At 45.8% G+C, this 26,355-nt stretch carries 23 protein-coding genes; 4 read left to right on the top strand and 19 right to left on the bottom strand.

The window, feature by feature from the left end:
* Position 1 precedes the first annotated feature (1 nt).
* Positions 2–1,204 (bottom strand): nucleotidyltransferase domain-containing protein, encoded by a 1,203-nt coding sequence (locus AC0YN3_RS12190; protein WP_475775324.1) that lies wholly within the window; start codon positions 1,202–1,204, stop codon positions 2–4.
* A gap of 197 nt (positions 1,205–1,401) precedes the next feature.
* On the opposite strand from AC0YN3_RS12190, the gene AC0YN3_RS12185 reads away from it, so the two are divergent.
* Positions 1,402–2,058, top strand: a complete 657-nt coding sequence (locus AC0YN3_RS12185) for an acetyltransferase (protein ID WP_475775323.1) — start codon at positions 1,402–1,404, stop codon at positions 2,056–2,058.
* 7 nt (positions 2,059–2,065) lie between these two features.
* Here AC0YN3_RS12185 and AC0YN3_RS12180 read toward each other — a convergent pair whose 3' ends face one another.
* The 18 genes from AC0YN3_RS12180 to AC0YN3_RS12095 all read right to left on the bottom strand — a co-directional run bounded on the left by AC0YN3_RS12180 (position 2,066) and on the right by AC0YN3_RS12095 (position 22,748).
* On the bottom strand, positions 2,066–3,202 hold the full coding sequence (locus tag AC0YN3_RS12180) for an aminotransferase class I/II-fold pyridoxal phosphate-dependent enzyme (RefSeq protein WP_475775628.1): 1,137 nt from the start codon (positions 3,200–3,202) through the stop codon (positions 2,066–2,068).
* A gap of 113 nt (positions 3,203–3,315) precedes the next feature.
* Positions 3,316–3,921 carry a sugar transferase gene (locus AC0YN3_RS12175; protein ID WP_475775627.1) on the bottom strand — a complete coding sequence of 202 codons (606 nt, stop codon included), beginning with the start codon at positions 3,919–3,921 and terminating at the stop codon, positions 3,316–3,318.
* Between the two features lie 36 nt (positions 3,922–3,957).
* Positions 3,958–4,698, bottom strand: coding sequence for a glycosyltransferase (locus tag AC0YN3_RS12170; RefSeq protein WP_475775322.1), 741 nt, complete (start codon positions 4,696–4,698; stop codon positions 3,958–3,960).
* A 13-nt stretch (positions 4,699–4,711) separates the two neighbouring features.
* A complete protein-coding gene (locus AC0YN3_RS12165; protein WP_475775321.1) occupies positions 4,712–5,785 on the bottom strand; it encodes an EpsG family protein in 1,074 nt (357 codons plus the stop codon).
* Positions 5,766–6,689, bottom strand: coding sequence for a glycosyltransferase family 2 protein (locus AC0YN3_RS12160; protein ID WP_475775320.1), 924 nt, complete (start codon positions 6,687–6,689; stop codon positions 5,766–5,768). The genes AC0YN3_RS12165 and AC0YN3_RS12160 overlap by 20 nt, the downstream gene beginning before the upstream one ends.
* Positions 6,655–7,800, bottom strand: coding sequence for a glycosyltransferase family 1 protein (locus AC0YN3_RS12155; RefSeq protein WP_475775319.1), 1,146 nt, complete (start codon positions 7,798–7,800; stop codon positions 6,655–6,657). The genes AC0YN3_RS12160 and AC0YN3_RS12155 overlap by 35 nt, the downstream gene beginning before the upstream one ends.
* Positions 7,785–8,951, bottom strand: a complete 1,167-nt coding sequence (locus tag AC0YN3_RS12150; RefSeq protein ID WP_475775318.1) for a glycosyltransferase family 4 protein — start codon at positions 8,949–8,951, stop codon at positions 7,785–7,787. Before AC0YN3_RS12150 ends, AC0YN3_RS12155 begins: the two co-directional genes overlap by 16 nt.
* A gap of 23 nt (positions 8,952–8,974) precedes the next feature.
* Positions 8,975–9,856: a UTP--glucose-1-phosphate uridylyltransferase GalU gene (galU, locus tag AC0YN3_RS12145; RefSeq protein WP_475775317.1), complete on the bottom strand. Its 882-nt coding sequence runs from the start codon at positions 9,854–9,856 to the stop codon at positions 8,975–8,977.
* Positions 9,857–9,880: 24 nt separating this feature from the next.
* Positions 9,881–11,707, bottom strand: a complete 1,827-nt coding sequence (locus AC0YN3_RS12140) for a polysaccharide biosynthesis protein (protein ID WP_475775316.1) — start codon at positions 11,705–11,707, stop codon at positions 9,881–9,883.
* Positions 11,708–12,159: 452 nt separating this feature from the next.
* Positions 12,160–12,825 carry a CpsD/CapB family tyrosine-protein kinase gene (locus AC0YN3_RS12135; protein WP_475775315.1) on the bottom strand — a complete coding sequence of 222 codons (666 nt, stop codon included), beginning with the start codon at positions 12,823–12,825 and terminating at the stop codon, positions 12,160–12,162.
* A complete protein-coding gene (locus AC0YN3_RS12130) occupies positions 12,815–13,558 on the bottom strand; it encodes a YveK family protein (protein ID WP_475775314.1) in 744 nt (247 codons plus the stop codon). Before AC0YN3_RS12130 ends, AC0YN3_RS12135 begins: the two co-directional genes overlap by 11 nt.
* Before the next feature lie 101 nt (positions 13,559–13,659).
* Positions 13,660–14,070, bottom strand: a complete 411-nt coding sequence (locus AC0YN3_RS12125; protein WP_475775313.1) for a helix-turn-helix domain-containing protein — start codon at positions 14,068–14,070, stop codon at positions 13,660–13,662.
* A 226-nt stretch (positions 14,071–14,296) separates the two neighbouring features.
* Positions 14,297–15,151, bottom strand: coding sequence for a diguanylate cyclase domain-containing protein (locus AC0YN3_RS12120; protein ID WP_475775312.1), 855 nt, complete (start codon positions 15,149–15,151; stop codon positions 14,297–14,299).
* A complete protein-coding gene (locus tag AC0YN3_RS12115; RefSeq protein WP_475775311.1) occupies positions 15,141–17,231 on the bottom strand; it encodes a cellulose biosynthesis cyclic di-GMP-binding regulatory protein BcsB in 2,091 nt (696 codons plus the stop codon). The genes AC0YN3_RS12120 and AC0YN3_RS12115 overlap by 11 nt, the downstream gene beginning before the upstream one ends.
* A 17-nt stretch (positions 17,232–17,248) precedes the next feature.
* Entirely contained in the window at positions 17,249–18,499 is a 1,251-nt protein-coding gene (locus AC0YN3_RS12110; protein ID WP_475775310.1) for a glycosyltransferase family 2 protein, read from the bottom strand.
* Positions 18,500–18,509: 10 nt separating this feature from the next.
* Positions 18,510–20,057 carry a hypothetical protein gene (locus AC0YN3_RS12105; RefSeq protein ID WP_475775309.1) on the bottom strand — a complete coding sequence of 516 codons (1,548 nt, stop codon included), beginning with the start codon at positions 20,055–20,057 and terminating at the stop codon, positions 18,510–18,512.
* Positions 20,058–20,082: 25 nt separating this feature from the next.
* Positions 20,083–21,594, bottom strand: a complete 1,512-nt coding sequence (gene wsfD, locus AC0YN3_RS12100) for a glycan biosynthesis hexose transferase WsfD (RefSeq protein WP_475775308.1) — start codon at positions 21,592–21,594, stop codon at positions 20,083–20,085.
* 32 nt (positions 21,595–21,626) lie between these two features.
* On the bottom strand, positions 21,627–22,748 hold the full coding sequence (locus AC0YN3_RS12095) for a hypothetical protein (RefSeq protein ID WP_475775307.1): 1,122 nt from the start codon (positions 22,746–22,748) through the stop codon (positions 21,627–21,629).
* Positions 22,749–23,331: 583 nt separating this feature from the next.
* Between AC0YN3_RS12095 and AC0YN3_RS12090 the strand changes: the two genes are divergently transcribed.
* From AC0YN3_RS12090 to AC0YN3_RS12080, 3 genes are all read left to right on the top strand, one after another.
* On the top strand, positions 23,332–24,153 hold the full coding sequence (locus AC0YN3_RS12090; RefSeq protein ID WP_475775306.1) for an oxidoreductase: 822 nt from the start codon (positions 23,332–23,334) through the stop codon (positions 24,151–24,153).
* A gap of 118 nt (positions 24,154–24,271) precedes the next feature.
* Positions 24,272–25,657 (top strand): MFS transporter, encoded by a 1,386-nt coding sequence (locus tag AC0YN3_RS12085; RefSeq protein WP_475775305.1) that lies wholly within the window; start codon positions 24,272–24,274, stop codon positions 25,655–25,657.
* Positions 25,658–25,713: 56 nt separating this feature from the next.
* Positions 25,714–26,313, top strand: a complete 600-nt coding sequence (locus AC0YN3_RS12080) for a TetR/AcrR family transcriptional regulator (RefSeq protein WP_475775304.1) — start codon at positions 25,714–25,716, stop codon at positions 26,311–26,313.
* The last annotated feature ends 42 nt before the right edge of the window (positions 26,314–26,355 follow it).

Raw genomic sequence — 26,355 nt, 5'->3', positions numbered from 1 at the left:
GTCACATATAGGTTTCTTTGTCTTTATCGGTTGGACGGATTTTCCTCCACCCCCAAATGAAAGGACGAAGCGGAAAATAGAGAAAATGGAGCGCTTTGGGGAGCGGCAGCGTTTTGGCGTCTTCCGGATAAGGGTAGAGAAAGCTGGCGAGAAACATGATCTTCTGCCTAATCGTAAGCAATCCGAAAAGATACTTCCTATGGTAGCGGTCTACTTCCTCCGGCAAGGGAGGACTATGCAAATTAATCATTCGATGCACATAGAACATGGCATCCTCAGCCGACCATTCTGCTCTTCGATCACTTAACAAGGGCTTCATTTCCTCACGCAGCGGCACCGCGAACAATCTGGCTAATAACAGCAAGGCCTGCCCCCCGATATGCGAGAACTGATGCTTGCGAAGAAGGTGAATTAGCGTAGGCCAATCTACTTTCTGCTCAAGCAGCTGTTTAATATCCAGCAGCCACCGGAGCCTTGACCAGCCGTGACGCGCACCGTGTGAGACTAAAAACATGAATAGGTCCTCCCTGCCCAAATAATAGATAGGGCGCGAGATTAATGAGCTTTGCCTTCTCCTTTCCCAAAGGTCCTCGAATTTCGGTTCCTTGGCGGGAGCTGGATTGAGTCTCCAATGGACCTCTACCTTAATCTTTTTATCTGGATGCATAAAGGAAGTATGATGATGACGCCATTTCCAATCATTCAATACCGTCAAAATATAATCATCTTTCACGTATCCGCAAGAGAGGAGCAGGTTTTCCGTTCTCTCTAGATCATCAATGGGTACGAGCAAATCAAGATCACATGAAGTTCGCAGCGATACATCTCCGTACAAGTCGGCGGCAATGACGGGCCCCTTCAGAAATAATGAACGAATGCCATTGTCAGAGAACAATTTGGCAAGCTGCTCCATTTCTCCGCTTAATGTGAGCATTTGCAGCGTATTCCGATAATAATCACGTTGAAACAACTGCGACACGAACACAGGGATGCCATTCGCTTTCAGCTTCTGCAGCTTATGGTTAAGTGAAGGAAACACCCTATGATGCCTAGCCAGCTCAATAAACCGGTCCCAATCCGCATGACGGAGCAGTTCCTGCAGATCGAATGTGATCTCGGCTTTATTGTCCATGGAAAGAATCGAGAGCATGAGTCTCAATTCATCAGACAAGTCTTCTTTATGGAGAGTGACATCGTTATTCATGAATTTCTCCTTCATACTAATTAGCCAATAACGAACAAAAATATAATTTTGTTCTATAAAACGAACACAAGTACAGATTAACACCTTCCCTAATATCTGTCAATCGTCATTCTCTCTTTACGCTTACAAAAATAACCTTATATCTGCTAGAATGAAAGAGCGGTTGAAACGGTTATTTTTAAGGAGGTGTTAGAGATATGATACATATTATCGTATTTGGTGCTGGCGGTCATGCCAAAGCCGTAATAGATACCATAGAAAAAACCGGCATATACCACATCGTTGGCATCATTGACGGCTTGAAGCCCGCTGGCACAACGTTTTATGGCTATGAGGTTCTGGGCAATGAACAATGGCTGGTACAGCATGAAGCGCTTGCGAACAGCGGGATTGTCGCTATTGGCGATAACTGGACACGCGCAGCCGTCGTCGAGAAAATCAAGAGCATTCTACCTCACTTTACCTTCATCACGGCAATCCATCCTAGCGCTTCAGTAGCCAGGGGTGCACAAATCGGAAGCGGTACAATCATTATGGCTGGCAGCGTCGTTGGCAGCGATGCACGAATCAACGAACATTGCGTTTTGTACGCAAATACCATTGCCGAGCATGATACGACGATCGGAAACTATGTAACGTTGGCGCCGGGTGCGTGTACAGGCGGAAACGTACGGATCGGCGACTACTCAGTCGTATCGCTGGGAGCAGCCATCATTCATGGCAAAACAATCGGCGAGCACACCGTAATTGGCGCTGGCTCTACCGTCTTAACCGACATTGCAGCATATATGGTTGCTTACGGAACGCCTGCTAAGGCTGTTCGTGCAAGAGTACCAGGCGAACGATATCTCTAGGCTCCTCCTATGCAGACTGCGCGCTTTTTTCGGCTGCCTTATCAAATACCTCGTTCATGCAGTCCGTCACTCTCACCTGATCAACGAATGACATGCTGGAGCCCGACGGCAAACAAAGCCCGCTCTCGAACAGCCTTTCGCAGACGGCTACCTCGCCCGCATGGGCATAAAAGCGCATACCTTCGAACAGCGGCTGCAAGTGCAGCGGCTTCCACAGCGGACGCGCTTCTATATTCGCGGCTTCCATCGTGGTGAGCAGCTCTGTAACGGTTGCATTCGTCTCTCCCTTGTCGAGAACGAGGGTCGACAGCCAGCGGTTCGAGCGCGTACCGTTCAGCTCGGGCATAAAACTTACGCCTTGCCTGTCCGAGAATGCCCGTACATAATTATCGAATATCGCTCTTCTAGCCGCGACCCGATCGTCTATTACCTCAAGCTGGGCCCTTCCTACACCTGCCAATATATTGCTCATCCGATAGTTGAATCCCATGCTGCTATGCTGGTAATGCGGTGCCGTATCTCTTGCCTGCGTAGCTAGGAAGCGTGCTTTTCTCAGGAGCTCCACGTCATCAGATACGAGCATCCCTCCGCCTGAAGTCGTAATAATCTTGTTCCCGTTGAATGAAAAAATGCCAAGCTTCCCGAATGAACCGCTCTGTTTCCCTTTGTACGTAGACCCCAGCGATTCCGCAGCGTCCTCGATTAAAGGTACTTCATACTGCTCACACAATGCCATGAGCTCATCCATCTTGGATACTTGACCATACAAATGTACGACGATTACGGCTTTCGGCAATTCTCCTCTGCGATCGGCATCTTCGAATGCCCGCTTTAATGCCGAAGGCGACATATTCCAGGTTTCTGGCTCCGAATCTATAAAGACAGGCTCCGCATGGCAATACCGAATCGGATTAGCGCTTGCTACAAAAGTAAAACTGGAGCAAAACACCTTATCTCCCGTACCTACGCCAAGCAGCTGCAAAGCTAGATGGATCGCAGCCGTTCCCGAGCTTACCGCTACCGCGTCCGCCGTCCCCACATAAGCCGCCATTTGTTTCTCAAAGGCATCGATATGCGGCCCCAACGGTGCAATCCAATTGGTTTCAAAAGCCTCGTCAATATAGCGCTGTTCTTTCCCGCTCATATGCGGTGGTGATAGGTAGATTCGTTTCCTTTCATTTGTCGACACACTGCCACACTTCCTTTTCCAATAAAATAAGCCATTCCCCAAGCTATGCTGCCGCTTGAGAAATGGCTTTACCCTTCACTGCTTGTCGTGGTTCCTTGAAATACGGGCATCGTGACATGATTGCCATTCGAGACCCCTTCCGACTTAATGACCTTCTTTACCGTCATGGCCAAAATTTTGAGATCCAGCATAAAGCTTTGATTTTCTACATACCAGACATCATGCTGGAATCTCTCCTCCCACGAAACCGCGTTTCTGCCATGTACTTGTGCCCACCCTGTAATGCCTGGGCGTACTAAATGGCGTTTAGCCTGATCGGTGTTATACAGCGGCAAATATTCCATTAGGAGCGGACGCGGCCCAATGAGGCTAAGCTCGCCTTTCAGGACATTCACGAGCTGCAGCAGCTCATCCAGACTGAATTTGCGCATAAGACTGCCAAAAGCTGTCAGCCTCAGATGATCCGGCAGCAGCTTGCCCATGCTGTCCTTCTCGGAGGTCATCGTCCGAAGTTTGTACACGTAGAACGGAACGCCATGCAAGCCGGGACGCTGCTGCTTGAACATGATCGGCGCTCCCAGCTTGAAGCGCACAAGGATTGCGGTTATCGCGATAATCGGGGAAAGCAGCACCAAAAGAACAGCTGAGAGTACGAAATCAAATAATCTTTTTATCATCGGTATGAGCTCCTGATATTGAAATAATGGCTTTTAATTGGAAGATAGCAGCTTTCTCATTTTGGAGATGACTGTTGGGCCGACGACGCGGCTTACGACTTTCTTCACCTCGCCTCTAAGTCGAACATGCGCTGGCAGCCAAGATTGAGCGAAATGATGAATGGTGTAGCTGTCATTTGATATGTAATTACCGCCATCGATGTAATCATACGGGCTGAAATATGTACGGGGATAAAAGGTCACGCCATTAGCTAATACTTGAAACTCGCCGTTTAATTGAAGGTCATGCCGGCTGCATATTTCAGTTATAACGGCAGTGTTGGTCGTTGTATCAAGCTTTCCCCCAGGAAGTAAAAAGCTTCTCTTATCGTAATTTTCAAGTAATTCTTTTATCCACGGATGCTTTTTCGCTGCTCCCATCGTACCTGATTGTAAAAAGCGTTGATCTTCGAAGCCTGAGAAAGCCTCATGACCCAAAAATTTATCCAATGGCTTAATTACTTCGACATCGGTGTCCAAATAGATGCCGCCGTGCAAATATAACGCATATAAACGAACATAATCACTTACGAAAGCAAATTTGCGCGCTTCATACGCTTCTTTCACATATCGAATGGAAGAGATATCAAAGTTATCTTCATTCCACTCCATGACTTGAAAATGTCCTAGATGTTTTTCCCAGCTTTTCATGCACTTCACGATTTTCCGAGGTTTCTCCCCCCTGCCGAACCAGCAGTAATGCAAAATGCGGGGAATTTGTTCCGCTTCGTTCACCGTCCTGCCTCCTTTATGATTGCCATGTTAAATAATCGCTTGTATATCTGATATCCAGCGTAATGACACTCTCAAAATAGAAAAATAGCAAATAAAAGATTAGAATGGCGAAGTATATTAATTTCTGATCTTTCACTCGAAATACTTTAACGATCCAACCAATTAAAATTAATTGATAAAGATTAAAATAAATCGTCATTCTTGCAAATATCCAGTTTTGAGTCGAGATAATCATGAGCACAATTCCAATAATAGATAGATTCGCTAATATATCACTTTTTGGAAATAACGTCCTCATTTTTCCCCTGCCCAAGAAGCATATTATTAACGGGATCGCATATACGAATACGCGAATGACGCTCGCTCCACCCTCTTCGAAATTTTGATAATGCGCGTATTGTGTTCCTTGGATCGCTTTAAATAACAAATCAGAAAATTGGTTAAAACCGACGACAATCATAATGGCTACCGACAGTAATAAAAAAGTTGACCCTGTCCATGCTTTCCTTCTAACAATAAAATAAAGTGGCAGCATGACAAGCGCACTCTGATGAAAAACTGCAGCAAACAATACGACTGCCATGTACGTTTTCCATTTGCCATCGAAAAGTGCCTTGGTCGCAGCAAATACGATGGCCGCAGCTAGAAACTGTCTCAGCCCATTCATTGAAACGACAAAAGCACCTGACGTTATGTACACATATAGGCTTAACTCATACATACGAGAATATTTGAACATAACAATTGCAATAATCATATTTGTCACTAAAGCTGTAGTGATTAATAAAATTTGTGGATCGGCTGTAATCTGCTTGAGCAATAATTGCAGGATACCAAAACCTATGTCCTTCTTACTGACAATGGTTGCCCAATCATATGTATCCACAGTATAGGCATGAACATAAAAGAATGTATCGCCGATGTTATTACGTAAGCCTGAAACTAAAATAAGGGAAGCCGCGGCTGCCGCCGCTAATATTTTGTTAGGCTGAATGTTGAAAAAACCTATTTTTGCCGGTACAGCAAAATATCGAGCGAAAGTCGCCAACATAAACACGACAACTAAATTAAGCCACAGGATAGTCATTGGCTGTTCCTTTCGCTTTATATGCTTTGCTCGTTTTTAATGTGATGTAACCATATAACAAAATGCCAGGGCATAAAGCAGCAATTGTCAAAACTTTGGACGGTGCATCTTTTAGCCAACTCGCGTTTTTTGACATCAGTCCGCTAGATACGTAATGAATGGCTTGCCTGTATTTATACTTAAAATTTCCATACGGCATTTCCATTAAGGACTTTCGATAGAAAACAAATCCATTAGGATTTTTCCGATACTGCATCAACATGTTTCGCGATGACCCATCGGCTAAGTATTCTACATGACATAAAACCTCGTTCATAAGCAGCAATTCATACTGTTGATTAATTAAATGATATTTATAATCTAATCCAACGTACCTTTCGCCTTCAAATAGAGGGTAAGGATATCGTTTGGTGAGGGAGCTACGATAGACTAACTTTTTATCGCCAGTTACACCATACTTGTGATATAAATCAAAAAGAGTGGCACTTTTCAGTTCATCGGGAAATGCAGAACCAACGATATTTCCGTTTGTATAAGCATCTAATCCGACAAATCCGCAAACCTTCTCACTTTTATTGTTTTGCCAGAAACTCACGATTCGTTCTACCGCATCATCAGGCATATAATCATCGGAATCAATACATACATTAAGCTCAGTTTTAATTCGCTCATATGCCGTATTATGCGCGCCATGCATCCCTTGATTTTGCTGATAGACGTAATTGATGGTCATATCCTGTTTAGCTACCCAACTAGCAACAAGCTTCTCGGTATCGTCGCTTGATCCGTCATCAATAATCAGCCACTCGAAATCCTTGCATGTCTGACGCTGCAAGCTCTCATATACCTGATGCAAGCAGTAAGCTCGATTATACGTGGGCGTAAACACGGTTAACGTCTTCATATTCCACCTCGAATTGTGATAAATATAGTGATGTCGCCTTCTGTACGGTTTGTCGGATATCATAACCCTTTTGTGCTAACGCACCAACTGGAATTCCACGCGTCGTCGATTTTGATGCTTCAACGATTTGATTAATACCGCTATTTGCATTTTTCAATGAGAAAAATTGCACCAGGCCTATTCCCATATCTACCTCCGCCGGGATTGTGTTCGAAATGATGCATGGCAGCCCTGCCCCTTGCGCCTCAATAACGACAATGCCAAGCCCTTCATGGTAGGATGGGAATACAAATACATCAAACGCCTGAAGCATCTCGTTAATGTTGCTTTTAACGCCAAGAAACATGACATGATCCTCGACTTGAAGCTCTCTTACCTTTCTTTCTATTTCAGCCTTTAGAGGCCCGTCACCAACTAAAAGCAGCATACTATTCGGCTTTTTATCTAGAAGTTTGTGAAACATAGCAATCAGTTGAACATGATTTTTTTGATGAGCGAACCTTCCTACATGGCCGACTACAAAACAATCATCCGGAATGCTGAACTCTTTGCGCAGCCTTAATCGTGTTTCTGCAGAATAAATGAATTTCTCACATGCTATGCCGTTTTGTAAAATAAGGACAGATTCCTCTTTTCGCGGAAACATCCAACGAGCAGCTGCTTTTGAGCAAGCAACATAATGCGTCGCTGCCGACTCCACAAAAGTTCCTGCATACCACTTATAGAGGCGTGAAGGGACGCTGCCTTCGCTGCTTGTGTTGTGGCTATGTGCAATCCGCATCGGAATAGCTGCTCGGCGAGCTGCTCTCAGTACATATCCACTCATTTTATCCATGTGCGAGTGAACAACCTTATAGTCTGCATGGGTAAGAAAAAAATGGTCCAAGCCTCTCAAATAACCTCGATGGCCAGCCTCCGTAATATAAGGGGTACGATATATGATTCCGCCCAGGCTTCGAATCTCATCATCAAATACACCCTCTTTGCATGTTAGAAAATCAAACTGAATTTTAGATCTATCGATATGACGGTACATATTCATCAGCAGGGTCTCTGCTCCGCCGCGATTCATATTAACTACTACGTGCAATACCCTTAAAGGACCACCCATTGTAACCTCTCCTTATTATCTGCCTGCGGCTGTTCCATTAAAGATTTGTAAATATCGTTCAGCTCTAACGTTACTTGCGCTAGAGAGTATTTCTTAACCATTGCGCTGCTTTTCTCCCCTAACTCTTCTCGTAAAGATTTGGATCTGCTAAGCTCAACCAACTTGGTTGCAAAAACCTTCATTTGATTTTCTTTCACCAAATACCCATTTTCCCCATCCATCACCAGCTCTGAATGACCCCTATTCCGTGTGGCGACGATCGGCAGGCCGCAAGCCATAGCCTCCATAATGTTGACAGGAAGCCCCTCGCGCAGGCTGGATGCGACAGCTACGTCGCACATCGGCAGAAGCTTGTCGATGTCCGTCCGGTAGCCAAGGAAATGAACCATAGCGCTTACGCCGAGCTGCTCGGCAAGCTGCTTGCTCTCCTCCAGGAGAGTGCCTTTTCCCGCAAGCAGCAGCCTTGCATGGGGCACCTCTTCTTTGATAGCTGCCATTGCATGAATTAATAGCTGATGGTTTTTATTCTTGTTGAACTCGGCGGCGTAAAACATCAAGAAATCGTCCGTTCGGTAATCAAGCTCCTGACGCAGCCGCCATTTGTCGATTTTGGACATGGGCTTATAGTTTGAAGTATTCACGCCTACGCCGTGAACATGGGCAATTTGCTTCGCTTTGAAGCGCTTCGAAACGGCCAGCTGGTGATCTTCGTTGTTAATCGTGATCAGGCAATCTGTCAGACGCGCAAAATATTTCTCGACTGGGTAATAAAGAATCCAGTTCAGTAGAGAGCCGCCTTTACAGAAATGAAAGCCATGTGCCGTATAAATTACCTTCGTGCCTTTTTTTCTAGCTTCCCGTGCGGCCAAACGGGCAAGTACGCCGCCCGTCGGCGTATGGCAATGAATGATTTTATATTGCTGTTCGTTAATGACAGCTTTCAACTCGCGGTACGCTGCCGCATTATTCGCGTGGATAGGAGATCTCTCGATCGGCAAATTAAACTTGCGGTCAACAAAAGGGAGCTCCATCTCGCCTTTAGCGGCGATATGAACCTCCCAGCCCTGCTGCTTGAACCATTCCATAACAGGCAAATGAAATGCCTTGAAGTGGTAGTCAACCGTTGCGCAAAATAATATTTTATTAGGCATGCTCATACCATCCTATACTAGAATTATTTTCTAGCTGCTTCTCGTTCAACCATGGTGGACAAGTAGTTTAAGAGGTCATAACGCAAATCCTCACGCTGCAGAGCAAACTCAATCGTCGTTTGTATAAAGCCCATTTTCTCTCCCACATCATAGCGCTTGCCTTCAAATTCATAGGCGTATACCGCCTCCGACAGGTTTAATGCCGCAATCGCGTCCGTAAGCTGGATTTCCCCGCCTGCACCCGGTGTCTGGTTACCCAATATATCAAAGATGGACGGATTCAAAATATACCGTCCCATGATCGCCATATTCGATGGCGCGAGTTCTCTGGCAGGCTTTTCGACCAAATGCCTAACCCGGTGGAAGCCATCCTCCATCAACGATCCATCGACGATGCCATATCTGGACACCGCTTCGTCCGCTACCCGCTGCACGCCGATTATTGAGGTATGATACTCCTCATACTTTTCGATCATTTGTTTGATGCAAGGCTTCTCCGCGGAAATGATATCGTCCCCAAGCAGCACGGCGAATGGTTCATTCCCAATAAATTTGCGGGCGCACCAAATGGCATGGCCCAGTCCCTTGGGCTCCTTTTGGCGAATATAATGAATATCCACCATATCCGCCGATTTGCGAACCTCGCTGAGCAGATCGAACTTATGCTTGGCCGTCAATATTTGTTCCAGCTCGATCGAATTGTCAAAATGGTCCTCGATCGCCCGTTTGCCTTTTCCCGTTACAATAATGATATCCTCAATGCCGGATTCAATCGCTTCTTCCACGATATATTGAATGGTCGGCTTATCTACGATAGGCAGCATTTCCTTCGGCATCGCTTTGGTTGCGGGCAGAAATCTAGTGCCGAGTCCCGCAGCCGGTATAATCGCTTTTCTTACTTTCATAGCTTCAACAGCCCCTTTTTCAAATTAGCCCGTTACGGAGGCGAATTCCGGCAGTTCAACGACGTTGTTTGCGAGATCAAGCAGCCGGATGCGTAGTTCTGCCTTGTTCATCCCGCCATGAAGGGCAATAATCTCTTCGATCTGCTCAAAATAAATGTCCGATGATTTGCCTATGTATATTTTCGGATATACTTGCTTCTCGTTTATTTCGTTATCCTTTAGCATTTCTTCAAAGAGCTTCTCGCCCGGCCGGATACCCGTATAGTGAATGCCGATCTCCTCTACCGTAAAGCCCGACATTCGAATGACATTTTGCGCGAGATCGGTAATTTTGACCGGGTCGCCCATGTCCAGTACGAATATTTCTCCGCCTCTGGCGAGCGCGCCTGCTTGGATGACGAGCCGCGAGGCCTCGGGAATGGTCATGAAATAACGAACCATGTCCGGGTGGGTCACCGTGACCGGCCCGCCCTTTTCAATCTGTTTCTTGAACAGCGGAATAACGCTGCCCCGGCTTCCCAGCACGTTGCCGAAGCGTACGGCTACAAATTTGGTATTGCTCATACGGTCCATATGCTGAATGACCATCTCCGCAATGCGCTTGGTCGCGCCCATCACGCTGGTCGGGTTTACCGCCTTATCCGTGGAGATCATAACAAACGTATCGACCTTTGCCTGGTTAGCGGCTCTAGCCGCATTCAGAGTGCCCATCACGTTGTTTTTGAATGCCTCCTCCGGATTTCTCTCCATGAGCGGCACATGCTTATGCGCAGCCGCATGATACACAACCTGTGGACGGTGCGCCTGCATAACCGACAGCATTTTGGCCGCATCCTGCAAATCCGCTATCTCCGTTACGAACTCAATATTCGTATGTCCGTACAGCTCTTTCAGCTCCATCTCAATGGAGTAAATGCTGTTCTCCCCATGTCCAAGCAAAATAAGCTTCTCCGGCAAAAACCTTGAAATTTGGCGGCAGACCTCTGACCCGATCGATCCCCCTGCACCCGTCACCATAACAACCTTCTGGGTTACGTAGCCTGAAATGCTTTCAATATCAAGCTCGACAGGCTCCCGTCCAAGCAGATCCTCGACCTGAACGTCACGAAATTGACTAACCGAAATTCTTCCGGTAGCCAAATCTTCGAGCATCGGTATAATTTGCGTTTTCGCTCTCGTTTTCGCGCATTCGCTGAAGATGGTGTTCAACTGTTTTTTGCTTAGCGAAGGAATTGCGATCACGATATTGTTGATATCCAGCTCTTGCGCCGCTTTAGCAATGCTTGATACGCCCCCTCTAACGGGAATGCCCATAATGTCTAAACTATGTTTATTGACATCGTCATCGATGAACGCGATAGGCAGCAGCTCTGTATCGCTGTTGCTTAACAGCTGCCGGGCAAGCATCGTGCCTGCAGATCCCGCGCCTACAATTAAAGTGCGTTTCCGCATCCCAACATTTTTATGATAGCCGCCTCGGAATATGCGCCAGCACAGTCTCGAGCCGCCAATTAAAAGCATATGGATCATCCAAGTGACAGCAAGCAGCCTAAAAAAAACATCCTGCATCACTACCTGCTGGATGAGCGCTGCCGCTATGATCGAGAAGGTAACGGCCTTTGTAATAATGAGCAGCTCCCCGACACTCGCATATTCCCATGCCTTCTTATACAGCTTGTAATAAAAAGAAAAGAAATGATGACTCAATAGTAGTGTAATCGAGCTGATTACAATCGGCGCCGTCACCACGTCGAGCGAAGCACTAAGTAAAAACCTGCTGAAAAAAATAGCCGTTAACACGATAAAGGAGTCAATAAACATTAAAAAAGACAGTCTTTGCCTGTACGTCAATCCCTTTCACCCTTTCCTATCATCCTTCATTTCTAGCAAATGCCTACAACTACGCAAGCCCTGTTGGCTCATCGCAAGCTGAATACCGCAACACTTTAGAGTGTTTAACTAAAAGGTTTTAGCAAAACCGTTTAGTTAAAAACCCTAACGCAGATACCAGGGCATTCAACCCCTCCTCACACCACACTCCTGACGACTCGCGTCTAAGGTTTGACCTAACCCACAGCATGGCCGAGTGCCTCCGTTGATAACGGTTAGGAGACATCACCGTACATTAAAACATTCTTATTTAGAATAATTTGTTCTTTATAAAGAACGTTATGCCGTAAGGTGAAACTCCTGTCGCCGTCCTTTGACGGCGCGGCGCGTTTCATACCGAGAAATATAGAGAAAGGTTGGCGAAATCATTTCCTTTCCTCTATTTTTAAAAAAGCGCTATCCGGTAGCGATCATCATACGCTTTTCTTATTTAATATGACGCCAAGAATATTGGCTTTCGCGAACAACAACGCCCGCTTCGCTTCGAGTGCAAGCTCTTGCTGTGTTTTCCCGCTTCTTAACAGCAAGATGACGCCATCGCATTTGCTTACCAGCGCATTCGTATCCGATACGCCGAGAACTGGCGGACAATCGAGCAGCACCATGTCATATTGCTCGGACGCAAACGACATGACATCAGCCATCATTTGCGAATCTAGCAGCTCCGTTGAGTTGAAGAGGCGCTGGCCGCTTGGAAGTATATCCAGCCCTTCAACCTCGGTATTATAGATGGCTTCGCGGATTTCGAGCTGTTGGCCAAGCACGTTCGATAGGCCAGGCGAGGTTTGCACATTGAAAATTTTGTTGATAATCGGGTTTCTGAAATTGGCATCGATAATAAGTACACGGTCGCCGCGCTGAGCCATGCACACCGCTAGATTGACAGCTGCCGTTGATTTTCCCTCGCCTTCAGAAGGCGATGTCACTAGCAAGGAACGAATTTTTTTGCCATTAGCCGCATATTGAATGTTATTGCGAATGGTACGGTATTGCTCGGATATCGAACCGTGGGGATTAATGTAGGATAGCAAGCTTCTATTCACGTATGATTTTGACGCTTTTTGACGTTCACGAACCAATGGTTTCACCTCTCACAACGATTGTTTTTCTTTTCTTCAAAAATCTGGAGTAATCCTTGCGTTTCACCTTGCCTACTTGACCAAGCATGGTTAAGCCCAGCAGTTCTTCAATCTCTCGTTCCGATTTGATAGAATCATCAAGCGAATCTAGCAGAAATACTAAGCCTACGCTCAGAATTAAACCAAACATAAAACCGACAAGCACGATTGTATTGCTTTGCTCATTAATCGGAAACGGGTTCTCTTCGGCCTGCGTTAGAAGCCGAATGCTTGTAACGCCTAATGTATCGCTTGCCACTCGCTTATAAATCTCAACACCCGTATTTGCAATTTCAGCTGCCAACTTAGGATCAGAATCGACAACCGAAACAACGGTAACCAGCGAGCCGTCGACGCTGTCGACTCGAATTTGTCCTCTGAGCTGCGCAACTGAACGGTTTATTCCAAGCTGTTCTATAATTTGATTCAGAACGAGGGGTTCCCTGAACAGAACCCTAACGGTGCCAATCATATCTGGACTTGCGGCAACGATCATTCTGGAGGTTGCGGCATACATAGGCGTTTCAGGCCTACTGTTATAGAGGCCCGCCAAAAACGTTGCTGCAATCGTAATGAGCGCGATTAGCCATATTCGTTTGCGAATGACTGCGTATAATGCCTTAATGTTGATTTCTTTCGTTTTTTCTTTTTCTGCGCGAACGGATTGCGAGTCATCTGATTGACTAACGTACATGTAAACACCTGCTATCGTTGTTTTTTATAAAGAACAATAACACAATATTAGTTCTTTATATAGAACATGTCAATACCATTTTGCTTCCTTTTTGTTCTCCATTAATTATCGATATGAAGAATGATGATATTCGATGTTTTCTTTTTGTTGCCTGATTGAGGATTCACTTCAAGCCTGTTTTCCTTCCACATATTCGAGCGGATTAGGTCTTTCAACGCTTGGAAATCTCCCTTGCTCATGCCTTCGTCTACCGCGTCTTTAATAATCGAACGCCATTCCTCGTCAAGCAATTCTTCATGGTTAAGTTTCGGTAAATGTTCTTCTCCAAGTAAATATTCAATATTAGAATCCAAAGGCGCAGCGATTTTTGCCATTACCTGTAGTGAAGGGTTGTTCTGCATATTGCGTTCAATGTAGCTCAAATAGGACTTGGATACGCCTGCTAGGTCGGCAAGCTTCGTTATCGAATAGCCCTTTTTTTCCCGTAGACTCTTAATCCGTTCCCCAATCATATTATTCTCCTTCGGCCAGTTTAGATCCTAACAATTAACAAAGCGTCTCCCAAACACAAAACTTTATAACAGACAATAAGTATATTTTAGTTCTTTAAAGAGAACAAAGTCAATAGCATTCCTTTTTTTGCCTTCGTATTTTGTCGCATTGGCACCTTTACGGCATAAGAAAAAGCACCGAATCCTAAAGATTTCGGCGCTTTATATCATCCTATCAGCGAACAAACTATACATCGTATTCTAAACGTTTCCGTGCTTGAACGATGAAATCAAGCGGCGTTGCGATCGATTCCGGATGATATTGAACGGCGCTCATCGTAAGTTTCAGTTCGACCCGGTATTTTCCAGCGAACTCAACCGAATTAAATGATTCCGTTTTTTCCCTTAACCGCTTGATCACGATATTGGCGCCGTCATCATCGGTAAAGAGGAGCATCCCCCAAGTTGGCGTTTCCGTGTTCAGCATGTAGAGGGAATCATTTAATCGGATACTGGTCTCGTTTAACTTGGAAACGTCATAAATCATCTCCGTCATCTGATCTTGGCTGATCATCCGGCTTAATTCATCCCAATACTTCACGGTCACTACCAATAAAGTAAGCGGAATTTGGTACCGCGTAGAGAGCGCCATAAACACGGTCGCGTCCTTTTGAAAGGAACGGCTGTTTTTCAGGTTCGTGCGCTCATCCATCGTAGCCAAAGAAGCATTCTGCTTAATTAGCAAATCCTTCTCTGCTTGAAGCTGTTTGTTCGCAGAGGTCAACATCCAAGTAACTGCTGTAATGATCGGAGTCATAATTAGCCAGAAATAATTCTGAACGCTTACGACATCGCCTACAGCGATGGTCTGATACAACGTAAACGTACCGTAGCCGAAAATAAATACGATATTTAAAATCAGCCCTGTGGTAACCGTCGTGAAATAAGTGACGATTGCGATTAGAAAAGCGACATTCAACAAAATAATGTTTAGAATATATTGGTCGGAGCTGCCTGCCGTGAACATCATGCAGATCAGACAAACCAAGAACAACAGTAAAAATGCAATGTCCGACATTAAGCTGCTTTGATTACGTTTCATCGCTCTCCCTCCGCTTCATGCGATATTTGCGTATGAGCAGGATAAGCGAGAGCAAGATGACAACGAGAATTAAGCCAACAGCAATCATAAACCCAAGCACGTCGCTCCTTTGCATAACGTCTTCCAATACCGTTGCTTGCTCTTGCCCAGCCTGTTTCTTGAATCGGAACGCTTGAATGTTGCCGTCCTTGTCCGTTACTGCACCATCCCCGAATACCTTCCATTTCGTGCTCTCACTCGTAAGCAGCTTGGATGCCATGAAATAATACTCGGAGCCTGCACCCGTGACAGCCATTAATCCAAGGCCAGACTTATAGGGCGAATCGATCAGCTGCAAAATCCCAATACGCTTTCCGTAATCGGCGTCAATGCTCATTTTCTCATTGGATACGATGGAGTCGCCGGCTTGGTTGTATTGAAAATAAAGCTTACTGTTCTGGTCGCGAATGACCTTGTTGTTCTGATACGTGCCGATTGCAATAATATTATGTTTCTCCAGCTCCGCTGCATCCGTGCCGTCTTCATAGAAATGTATGTCTCCCGCATTGCTCTCGGCAAAGCGACCAAGCATGTTGAAAAGGTTGGAAATGGTTAGATACGTATAGCGGTCACGCTCCTCTGGGAGTACGACCGCAACTTGGTTATAGGCACCGTCCCGCAAAAAGGGATTGGGGTAGTTGTTGAATAGCAATGACGTTTTGTCCATCGTATTCAGCTGCATGACCGAGCTATTTTCTATGAAGGCCCACGGCATTTCATCTCCAAGCTCGATACAGCCCGCATTTTTCAATTCAAGATCAAAAGCAACGGTGATTGAGAAATTGCCCGTTATGTCCTGGTTTTTCGGAATAGGCAATGTTAATTTATCTCCGTTGGCAAGCTCGGCGCTCAGCTTCTTGCTGCCAATCGGCGTATCATTGACTAGTACAGTTACCATCGAGCGGTCAAAATCAAGATTGCCCGCATATCGCATATCTAGGCTGATTTTACTTGCCTCCGCTATGGAACGGTTTGCCGGCAAAGCAATAAAATAGGTTTTCTCTTGATGTGAAAGCCCCGTAAGCCGATCGCCCGTATCGGTGAGCGTTACGTTTTTGTTCACATTCACCGCAGGCGTGTCCACCTCTGTTTGCTCATCAACAAGCTTCAGGTTGCCGCTTAGCTGCTGTACGAGTCCTTGATTGGACAAAAGGCGCCCAGCCTTCACCAGCATTCCCTCATCCGCGGAGGTTACGACTAGAGCCTGCTGCTTGCCTATGGTCATGACTTGGATCAATCCCTTATTGCTCAGATCCTGACCCTCTAATTGGTTTTTCACTTCAATAGGCAACCGGTCCAATAAAGCGACGATGGCAATCATCGATTTCTTCTGCAGCATATCCGATTTCCATTCCAGCAAAGGTATGCTTTCTTCCTGAATCGGATTGCCCTTAGCAAAGCCTGACAGCACATGAACCGCTGTTTCCAGCTCGGCAGGATCGCTGTTTTCCGGAACGGCTATCGCATTCATTCCCGCACTAACCGTATCCAGCCCAACGAACTGCTCGGTGAAGCCCTTTATGCTGCCGGCAATTTCTGCTTTAGCATAAGCGATCGATAGGTTAGAAGTCTTATATAATTGAAGCCAGCTGTCCCGCTTATCAACCGACACGCATGCATTATCCGGTTGCCCTGTCTGTATTAGCCCCTCAACGGACAGCGTGTTACTGCCGGCAAGCAATAATTCCTTCGGCACCGCTATGCTCAAACGATTCTGCTGCTTCTCGCTTTCCGTAGGACGAAAGGAATGAAAGTTACTGCCATTCACAGCAAGCGTAATGCTGGAATGCTCGCCTTGGGCTAGTGGAGTAGCCTGGTAGTCCAGATTAAGCACGACTTTTTCTACTCGCCAATAATCCTCGATCTCGAAATAAAAGGGCTTTGAAACGACATTTCCGGTTAACAATGAATCCGTGCTCGCCAGAGACATTTCATAATGCTGCATATTGCCAGACTCCGCAACGGCTGCGACAGCATGTCCATTCTGGGTGAACAATATAGCAAGGCAGAGCAAGCCAGCTACAAACCATCTTTGATGCAATTGCCTCTCCCCCTCACTTAGTAGCGTTCCGTTTTGTACCACTTGATTTCTCTTTTGAAAACGAGATCTTTCATATAGTTGTATAGTCCATATGCTGCAACGACCATCCATAGTTGGCAATACGTGATATACATCAGCATGATGATCCACACATTGGAAAGGCGCATTTCTCCTTTTTCCGTGATCAAGGTAATAAAGGTACCCGTAATAAACAAAATAATGGCCAGAACCCATAGGAAAAGGCTATACCCCGCTATCGTCGTATGCACGTATCCAAGCGCATGCAAAATCAACAAGATATCTGACATGATCAAAGAGGTTAAGAGCAGGAAATAAATCGATATGAAATACAGAATGTCGAAATGAATGTTCTTCGCTGAGCGATTAAATAATAAGGGCGTATTTTTTACAATCACATATATATTTCCCTTTGCCCAACGTGTACGCTGCTTAAACCATACTTTAAGGGTCTGCGGTTCCTGCTCCCACGTCACGGCTTTCGGCTGAAACTTGATTCGATATCCCATCATATAGATCCGGAAGCTAATCTCCGTATCCTCCGCAATCGCCTTCACATCCCAGCCTCCGATTTGTTCAACAATGGAGCGTCTCATAATGAAGTTCGTTCCCGGTATGGTGCAGAGCTTAAAAAGCTTCCATCTGCCAGCCTGTGCCATCCATTGAAACGACAAGGTCTCGATATTAATGAAACGGGTTAATAGGCTCGCATTGCGGTTACGGGTTCTGAATTTGCCGATGACAGCCCCGAGCTTGCTATCATCCAGAATCTCGCCTACAAGGTAACGAAGCGCTGTTTTCTCCGGCGTATTGTCCGCATCGTAAATGGCGATCAGCTCTCCTTTGCTTTGTGCAAAGCCTATGTTGAGCGCGTTGGATTTTCCTTTCCCGCCGGTAACCGCATCCGTGTTAATCACGATTAATTGCCTCCCAGCATGCTTCTTCTGCAAATTTCCAAGCAGCTCGCTGCTGTTATCGGAAGAATTATCATTAATGACGATGATCTCGTATCGATCATGCGGATAATCCAGCGCGAGCAGCGCTGTCACCGTCTGTACGATTACGATTCCCTCATTATGCGCAGGCACCATGATCGATACGAACGGCGCTTCCCCTTCTATGATCGGAACAGGTCTTCTCTCGTTTTGCATATAAAAAAAATACCCCGCGATAATAAGCACTACGTTTACTAGCAGCAGCGACCAGATACAAATTACCGCAATCAACATCAAAATATCGGCTAGTGTCATGTCTTGCTCCTCACTTGTAGTATTTGCGTCTATACATCCGGGAGCCTAAGAAAAACAGTACCGCGAAAACAGCGATGGCGATTAAAATGATGCCGATGAAGAGCTTGTTTTGTACGGCAAACCATTTCTCAAAGCTTACTGCTTGTTCCGGTTCGTATATGTAATCAGAGTCAATGCTCGTTCTCTCGCTTACGATTGACAAGCTCTGACCATTGATTTGCAGAATGCCGTTACGGGAAGCAATGCTATTCTTAGTCGTCTTCACGGTATGCTCGCCGGCTTTAAAATCCGCAAACGTAATCCAACCGTCAATAAGCTTCTGTACTTCTTCATTAAGTTCCGCTTCGTTATCAAAAAAAGGAAAGGTTACCGCTGTATCCATCGGCAAAGGCTTTATCAGCTTCTCCTTGTATTCATATGCCTCCAAATCGTCTGGCCCCAAGCTGTAAACCGAAGAACCGAATGGCTGTGACGTATTCGTTCGTGACTTGTACATAAGCTTCTCGTTCGGGAATAACAGCGCTGAATCAAATAGAGACATTGCCTTCTCCACATAATAGCTGTCATAAGACCAATACAGCTCTGCTCCCATGCCAAGCGGTGCAATGCCGTAATCAGCCAACACGTCGATAAAGTTCTCCATTTGGCTTCTTAAATCACGGTCAAGCTCGCTAATTGTGGAAGCAACGGCAGGCGCGTTTATGAGTACCGTGCCATTTCTGGATTGCACGTATTTTAATGCCTCCAAGTAACGCTTCGTCGCCGGATAATCCGTATTGCCCAGCACAGGCCTTACGCTTGCCATAAACGGAATACCGGCATCGTAAAGCTTATCGGCCAGCTTAACGAGCAGCTCTAAATCAGAAAAAGGATATATTTCTTTAAATACTAAATAATTGGCGCTTGGCTCCGTTATTCCAAGCCAGTCTTTTAACAGATAGGAGATTGCGATTTCACTGAGATTGCCCTTCTCGAAAAACGGAATATAAGCTATTCCATCGCGGATAATGCCATAGGGCGACGGCTCCTCCTTGCTGGCTGAAATCACGCTGCCATATGGCTTTCCTTTCGCTTCTGCGATATAGGCTATCTGCTTTACCTGAATAGCCTGCTCCATGAACGGTCCGATAGACAAACGAACGGATTCTTGCCCGCTAATCTGCAGCTTCAGGCTTAGCTTGTCCTTGACCTTCGCAGGCGCATTGCCGCCGATATAAAGATAATTGCCTTGGTAAACCTCAAGATCATTAGCGTATGCGCGACTGGCCTCCGGCAGCTCCGGTTCATTCACGAGACCAATGACCTTCTCATACCGGAACATCGTTTCGGATTGATAGTCACCCTGGGATTGCACGGTGAGCTTAACACCGAAAGAAGCAAGCAAACGCTGGAGCGCTTCAACATTCCCTTCGTTTTCCGTTCCGATTGCCAAGCTGTCATAGACGAGCAGGACAGAAGCCGCATTCTCATCCTGAAGCGCCAACGCACGAGGATGGGGAAGTACAAGAAGGATGCCCATCACGATTAGGATGACTAATGTAGATATACGTTTATACACTCGAATCGCCGCCTTAAAAACCGAATCATGCTGAGTGGCTAATGGTTTGGGATTTCTGAACGCTCGCGCTATTCCATAAGCTTCCTTGAATCGCGTCGGCAACTACCGTAAACGTCACGATATCGAAAGCGAGCGTAAACAGAAACTCATGCTTGGATAAATCGGCATCGCCAGCCCCAATAATGGATACGAAAATGCCGGATAGGCCCATCGCGATCATGCCTAGCATCTGCGGCAGACGCAGCATTCCGCGTATGTTTTTATTTCGCCAGGCACTTATAAAGGAAGGTAGATATAGACCGATGACAACGATCACCCATATCACGATGAACCCGAAGGTTTTGGGAGCTATCGCTTGTTTGATATCACTATAAACGGAGAAAAAGTTGGTCTGCGCCCCAAATGCTTTCCCAGCCGATTTCTCGTAATTCCCCATAGCGGGCGGGCGGATCGTAAAGGCATTTTTAGCGGCAAGATCCAGCATTTTCCCGGCCTGCTCCGGGTGAGTCGCATAAAAAGCAACGATTTTCCCAAAACCGTATTGATTATAGAAATGATTCTGCAAAATTTCCGAGTCGACATCAATCGTCGTGAACGGCTCGTAATAGATGCTTTTGTTCAATACGGAGAACTGCTTATCTATGCCAAAAGACTCCAAAGCCGCTTCGGGATTGTCCGACTGGAGCATGACGCCTCGTGTCATCGCATGGTATTTGTTAATGTTAACGAACTCTTGGGGAATAAGGGCATACGTTGCAATGCCTGCTGCGAACACGCATACGAGCGACGTAGCGACGAGAACCCGGAACGGCTTCTGCCTGCGGACAAAAAACAACAGAATGCCCATTACGCCAATAATGACGCCTACCGGAGCATTTTGCTGTTTGCTCGTCGTCAGCATTAAGCCGCTAATCAAAAAGATTCCAATCAAAACATAATCATTGAACCGGTTGCGATACAGCAGCAGTACTGCGGCAAATAAATACAACATCATAATCAGCACGATGCTTTCACTAAAAAAGGAATTGAAAAAGGCCGTGTAAGCCGTATCTCCGAATATAAAAATAGCGATCACGGCTATCAAATAGCCTTGCTTCGCTTTTAATTTCCAAGTCAAGCTCTCAATCAGCAAGTAAACGGCCCCCGTATAGAGAAGCGTAAATAGCGCTGCTTGAATGCGGATATCAAACACAGTCGGATTGAATAATTGGTTGATCCACATAGAAATCCTGATAAACATGGATTGTGATGATGATAAGGTTGCCCCATTTTCGTTGAAATATTGAAATATCCCATAATTTTTCACAAAATGGCCCAAATACTGGCTGTCATAGTCGGGCGCATTGAAATAAAGCCCATTGCTGTATAAGATTCGGAAATAATCCCCGTTATCCGCCATTCCGATGTACGGGGGGACAAACAGGGCCAATATGGTGATGACCAGCACACCAACGGAAGCAAGCACGGCCGGTGTTGCGATGCGCGAGAAGCCCATTCGTTTATGTTTTTGTTCCATCTCGGTGTCAATGACAGACATACGGTATGTCTGCCCCCTTTCTGCAAGCCGCATTAGTAAGCGTACGCTAATAGTGCCATCAGATTATCGAACGAGTAGGCCTGTCCGGCAGCAAGATCGGCGAAGCCGCCTAGAAACGGACTATTCGCTGCGTTGATTCGGAATTGATTCATCCTTTCAATGCTATCCGCATAGAGCGTTTTATCCCCGATCTCAGCTCCGATCATGGCTGCAATCGCATAGATCGCCGTCGATTGAATTTGGTTCTGAGCGATGCCCGACCTCGAATATTGACCATACAGCGTTCCGTCTTCCACTTGCTCCTTCAAAAAACGGATACTTTCCGGATTGTGCATGTTCATCTCGGACAGCGATAGTATCGTCAGAAGCGATTCTACTGTGTTTATGTTCTCGGAGACATAATCGTTTTTTTCATACGAATAACGAGTCTCATAGAAAGGAAACTGGTCGGAGAGGTAGCCGTTTCGGGCAATAGCAGCCATGTTTTCCATCAGCTTGTTCCCTTCCTTCAAGGAGAGGGGGAGCAGCTGCAGCGACTTTAAATCGATATAGCATAAGGTGACAAACGAATTGGTCATTTGATAGCTCTCATCATAGAAATCGTACGCATTGCCGTCCTTTACGTTGTGTTCGTAAAACCTGCCTCCGTATGTGCTTGCTTCTTGCCCATAAAGCGGTATGTTGAACGCAGCCTCCGCCTCATGCAGTGCGCGAATAATCCTTAAATCATCGACTGCCGCGTTAAGCTGGTATTTCTTATTGAGCTTGGGACTGTACCGGTAGCTAAAGCCGTCGTTCAGATCAAAGCTTCGTTTGGCACGCTCCCACTCTCTGTCGAAAGCATCCCGCTGTCCCATCCGTGCATAATATCTCATCAGTAAACCAGCCGACTCGCTTAGCACCTCATGCCCCGATGCCGCTTCGGCCGATTGACCGGTTTCTATATAATTGGTATATACCCCTTCGCTGCCAGACAAATGATTGGTAATAAAGCTTACTAAAGCTTCTCTGTTTAAAGCTTGCTTGAATTCGTCTCCGTAGTTGTTTTTTTTAAGTATCGGAGTGCTCGAGTGAGAGTCGGTCTGCGATTTCCCGCAGGCTGCAAGAACGCACAACGACAACAAGATAACAAGAACTATTGCACGCTTGCCCATTTCCGAAGCCTCCTTCAAACTCATATATACCACGGTACCATTACCCTTGAAACATTTTCTGAACAAGTTCATTCCATAGTAGCATGTATGCCCCAGACAGACTAAATCCAATATAAGTATATAGATCTTTAATCCCATTAAGTAATTCGTACCAATTACTTATATCGGATTCACTATGGTTTGAGGATTGCTCAATCTCATAAAAAACGAAGTGAAAACGAATTAAAAATGCTCGTATGGCCAAACCTTCATATGTATATGTGATTCTCCTTGTGCAATTTTTTAAGCGGTTAGAGCATGTGGCCGCGTCTATCCTCTGTATCCCGATAGTTGCCAGCATATCGCTGGATTTATGGATGGCTTTTATTTACCGGTGATTCGGTGCCTTCCGCGACTCGCCTATTATCGTTCTTTTTGGAAAAGGAACAGCGCGTGGCGGTAAATTTTTCAATTGACTATTAGATATAGATCGATATAATAAAAATGAACGGTCTGTCTTTTTTTATGAGGTGTCCTTCTTTCCGTAATAGCTATTCGGATTCCGCACACAATCATCGTTTCATCATCTAAGGAGGAATTATTAATGAGTAAAGTATGGTTCATTACAGGCACATCAACAGGATTCGGCCGACAATTTGTGGAGCAGCTGCTCCAAGCAGGCGATAAGGTTGTTGCTACTGCTCGTACGATAGAAGCTATTGCCGATTTCAAAGCGTTGTCTCCTGACCATGTTCACATCGCAGCACTGGATGTCACGAACAAAGACCAAATCAAGTCAGCCGTTCAAGAGGCTGTTGACCGATTCGGAACGATTGATATTGTCGTCAATAATGCCGGTTACGGGCTCTATGGGATGATGGAAGAATACACGGATGAGCAGATCAGAAAACAATTTGATGTAAACGTGTTTGGCGCACTAGATGTTATCCGTGCAACCCTTCCTACGTTCAAGAAGCAAAGCTCAGGTCATTACATCAATATTTCATCCTTTTTTGGCACATGGGCCATGCCGCCGTTCAGTATCTATGCGGCATCCAAATTTGCCGTAGAAGGATTCTCGGAAGCAATGTCCATAGAGCTTGCAGGCTTCGGCATAAAGACTACGATCGTTGAACCGGCCGTATTCGCAACCGACTTCTTGGGACATTCGCTGCAGCACACCGATCGAAAGCCCGAATATGATTCGGTGTATGAAGCCTATCACAACGGTATCTCTTCAATGAAAATAGGTGATCCGGTCAAAGCGGTGAAGACGATTATCGAAATGGTCAGTAGCGAGAATCCCCCCCTCCATTTCCCTGTCGGTTCCTTCGCATCCCATAGTATCCGGAACGCTTTTACCAAAAGAATTGAGGAAATTACCGCTTGGGAAGCATTATCGACGGCTGCTGATGAACAAGATTAAGAAAAAGGAAGACTGAAAGCAAAACAACCGCATCGGCTGTAGCCGAAACGGTTGTTTTTACTTTCCTTTATGTGAATCAGTCTGGCTTGCAAATATCAATGAAATGAGTGATCATGCTATGGAAGAAAAAATAAATACCGTACAAGAGCTAGGCAATACGCGTCAAAACCCTATGCGTGAAGGACTAATGGTCACCTTGCTTGGGATCACGATGGTACTCGCTATCATGAATACGACCATGTTTAACTTGGCCTTACCCTCAGTATCCCGCCAGTTCGGCCTGTCATCTAGTTTGGCATCGTGGATCGTTACCGGCTATTCCATCGTATTTGCGCTTGCCTCCATCACTTACAGCCGGCTATCTGATTTGGTGCCTATTCGTCGATTGATCATCATCGCGGTATCGTCGCTCAGCCTCGCAGCCATTGTAGGCTTTTTCAGCGAAAGCTTTACCGTTCTGCTAATCGCGCGGCTAGTGCAAGCAGCCGGAGCTGGCGCCATTCCGTCTTTATCATTAGTGCTCATTAACCGCTACGTATCAGTCGAACGGCGCGGCCGAGCTACAGCGATCGTCATGTCGGCTGTTTCGCTTGCGCTAGGGCTAGGCCCTGTGACAGGCGGTGCGATTGTCGAGTTCCTTGGCTGGCAATACCTATTCGTCATTACAGCAGTTTCGCTGCTCATCGTTCCCTTATTTATTGCGATCATTCCCAAAGACCGTCCCGTTAAGGGCAGTTTCGACGTAATCGGTGCATTGCTGCTTGGCGTAGGTTCGACCGGGATGCTGCTTGCCATCACCAATCATTCATGGGCAGCTCTCATAAGCGGGATAGTCGTGCTCGTCCTATTCACCGTTCACATTCGGAGAACCAATGAGCCTTTCATCCAGCCAGCCCTATTTCGTAATCGCAGCTATCTTCTCCTGAGCGCGATTGGCATCTGCGCTTACATGTGCAGCTTTGCAACGTTGTTTCTCATGCCGCAAATGCTGATTAACCTGTTCGGCCTAAGTGCCGTTGCTTCCGGTTTTATTATTTTCCCGGGTTCTTTGCTTGCCATAATCGTATCTCGCAAAGTAGGTAAAATTATCGATACCAAAGGAAATCGCGGCATTATCCAATTTATTCCTTATTTAATTCTGATACCAATGCTTTTGTTCGCTCTTTTCTTAGGCACTTCCTTTATTGCTATTCTGTTGATCTATATGATCTTGAGTGCAGGCTTCACCTTCCTAACGAGCAGCGTTTCGAATGAAATAACTCGAATATTGCCTCAATCGCAGATCGGGTCTGGATTAGGTTTATATCAGCTGCTCCAATTTTTCAGTGGAGCTTTTGGCATCGCGCTCTCGGCAAGCGCTTTATCTTGGCAGCAGCATATCGAGCTCCATTCTGCCTATTCGAATCTTTATTGGGGGCTTTCCGTACTTGCTCTGCTTTCTATAGGATGCTCTTATCTTTTCGGAAAAACCGCTATGTCCGACTCCCATGCGCATACGCAATGATTGTTTTTTACGAACCAACCGTTTATTGTTAGAATAAAATGAACGTTTAGTCTCGAATGGAGGGAACGAAGATTCGGAAAGGTGAAAAAACAAAGCAGTCTGTCATCGAAAAGACTGCTCTATTGCTGAACCGTCAAGGCTATTTAACAACCTCTTTAGCCGAAATTACCGATGTAACGGGATTGCAAAAAGGGGGATTATATAACCATTTCAAAGATAAAGAAGAGCTTATGATCGAATCATTCAAATATTGCTGCACGCTTGTGGATGAACGCATTAAGGAAACGCTCGACGCGGAACAGACTCCCGTTAACCAGCTGCTCGCATTCGTTGAATTTTATTTCGGATTGGATTTCCCTGGCGGCTGTCCGATCGCGAACGCCGCTGTCGAAGCGGATTCGGCATCGGCTCCCCTCTTTCAGCAGGCGCAAGAAGCGATGAATCGCTTATTGGATTTACTGGAAGGAATCGTTAAAAAAGGCATCCTAATGAACGAAATTCGGCCTCTTAACGATTCTAAAGAAGCGGCTTTATATATCCTCTCCACTGTGGAAGGAGCACTTCTCATGCGAAAGCTTTTTCCTGCAAGCTCGTCCATAACCGTCATTAGAGACCAGCTTTTCCGATATATAAATGAAGATTTAAAGCAAGTATAGCTGAAGCTTAACCAAACCAAAAAGGAGCATGTACGCAATAGT

This window comes from Paenibacillus sp. J22R232 (assembly GCF_056269165.1).
This window is presented reverse-complemented; position numbering and strand designations above follow the sequence as displayed.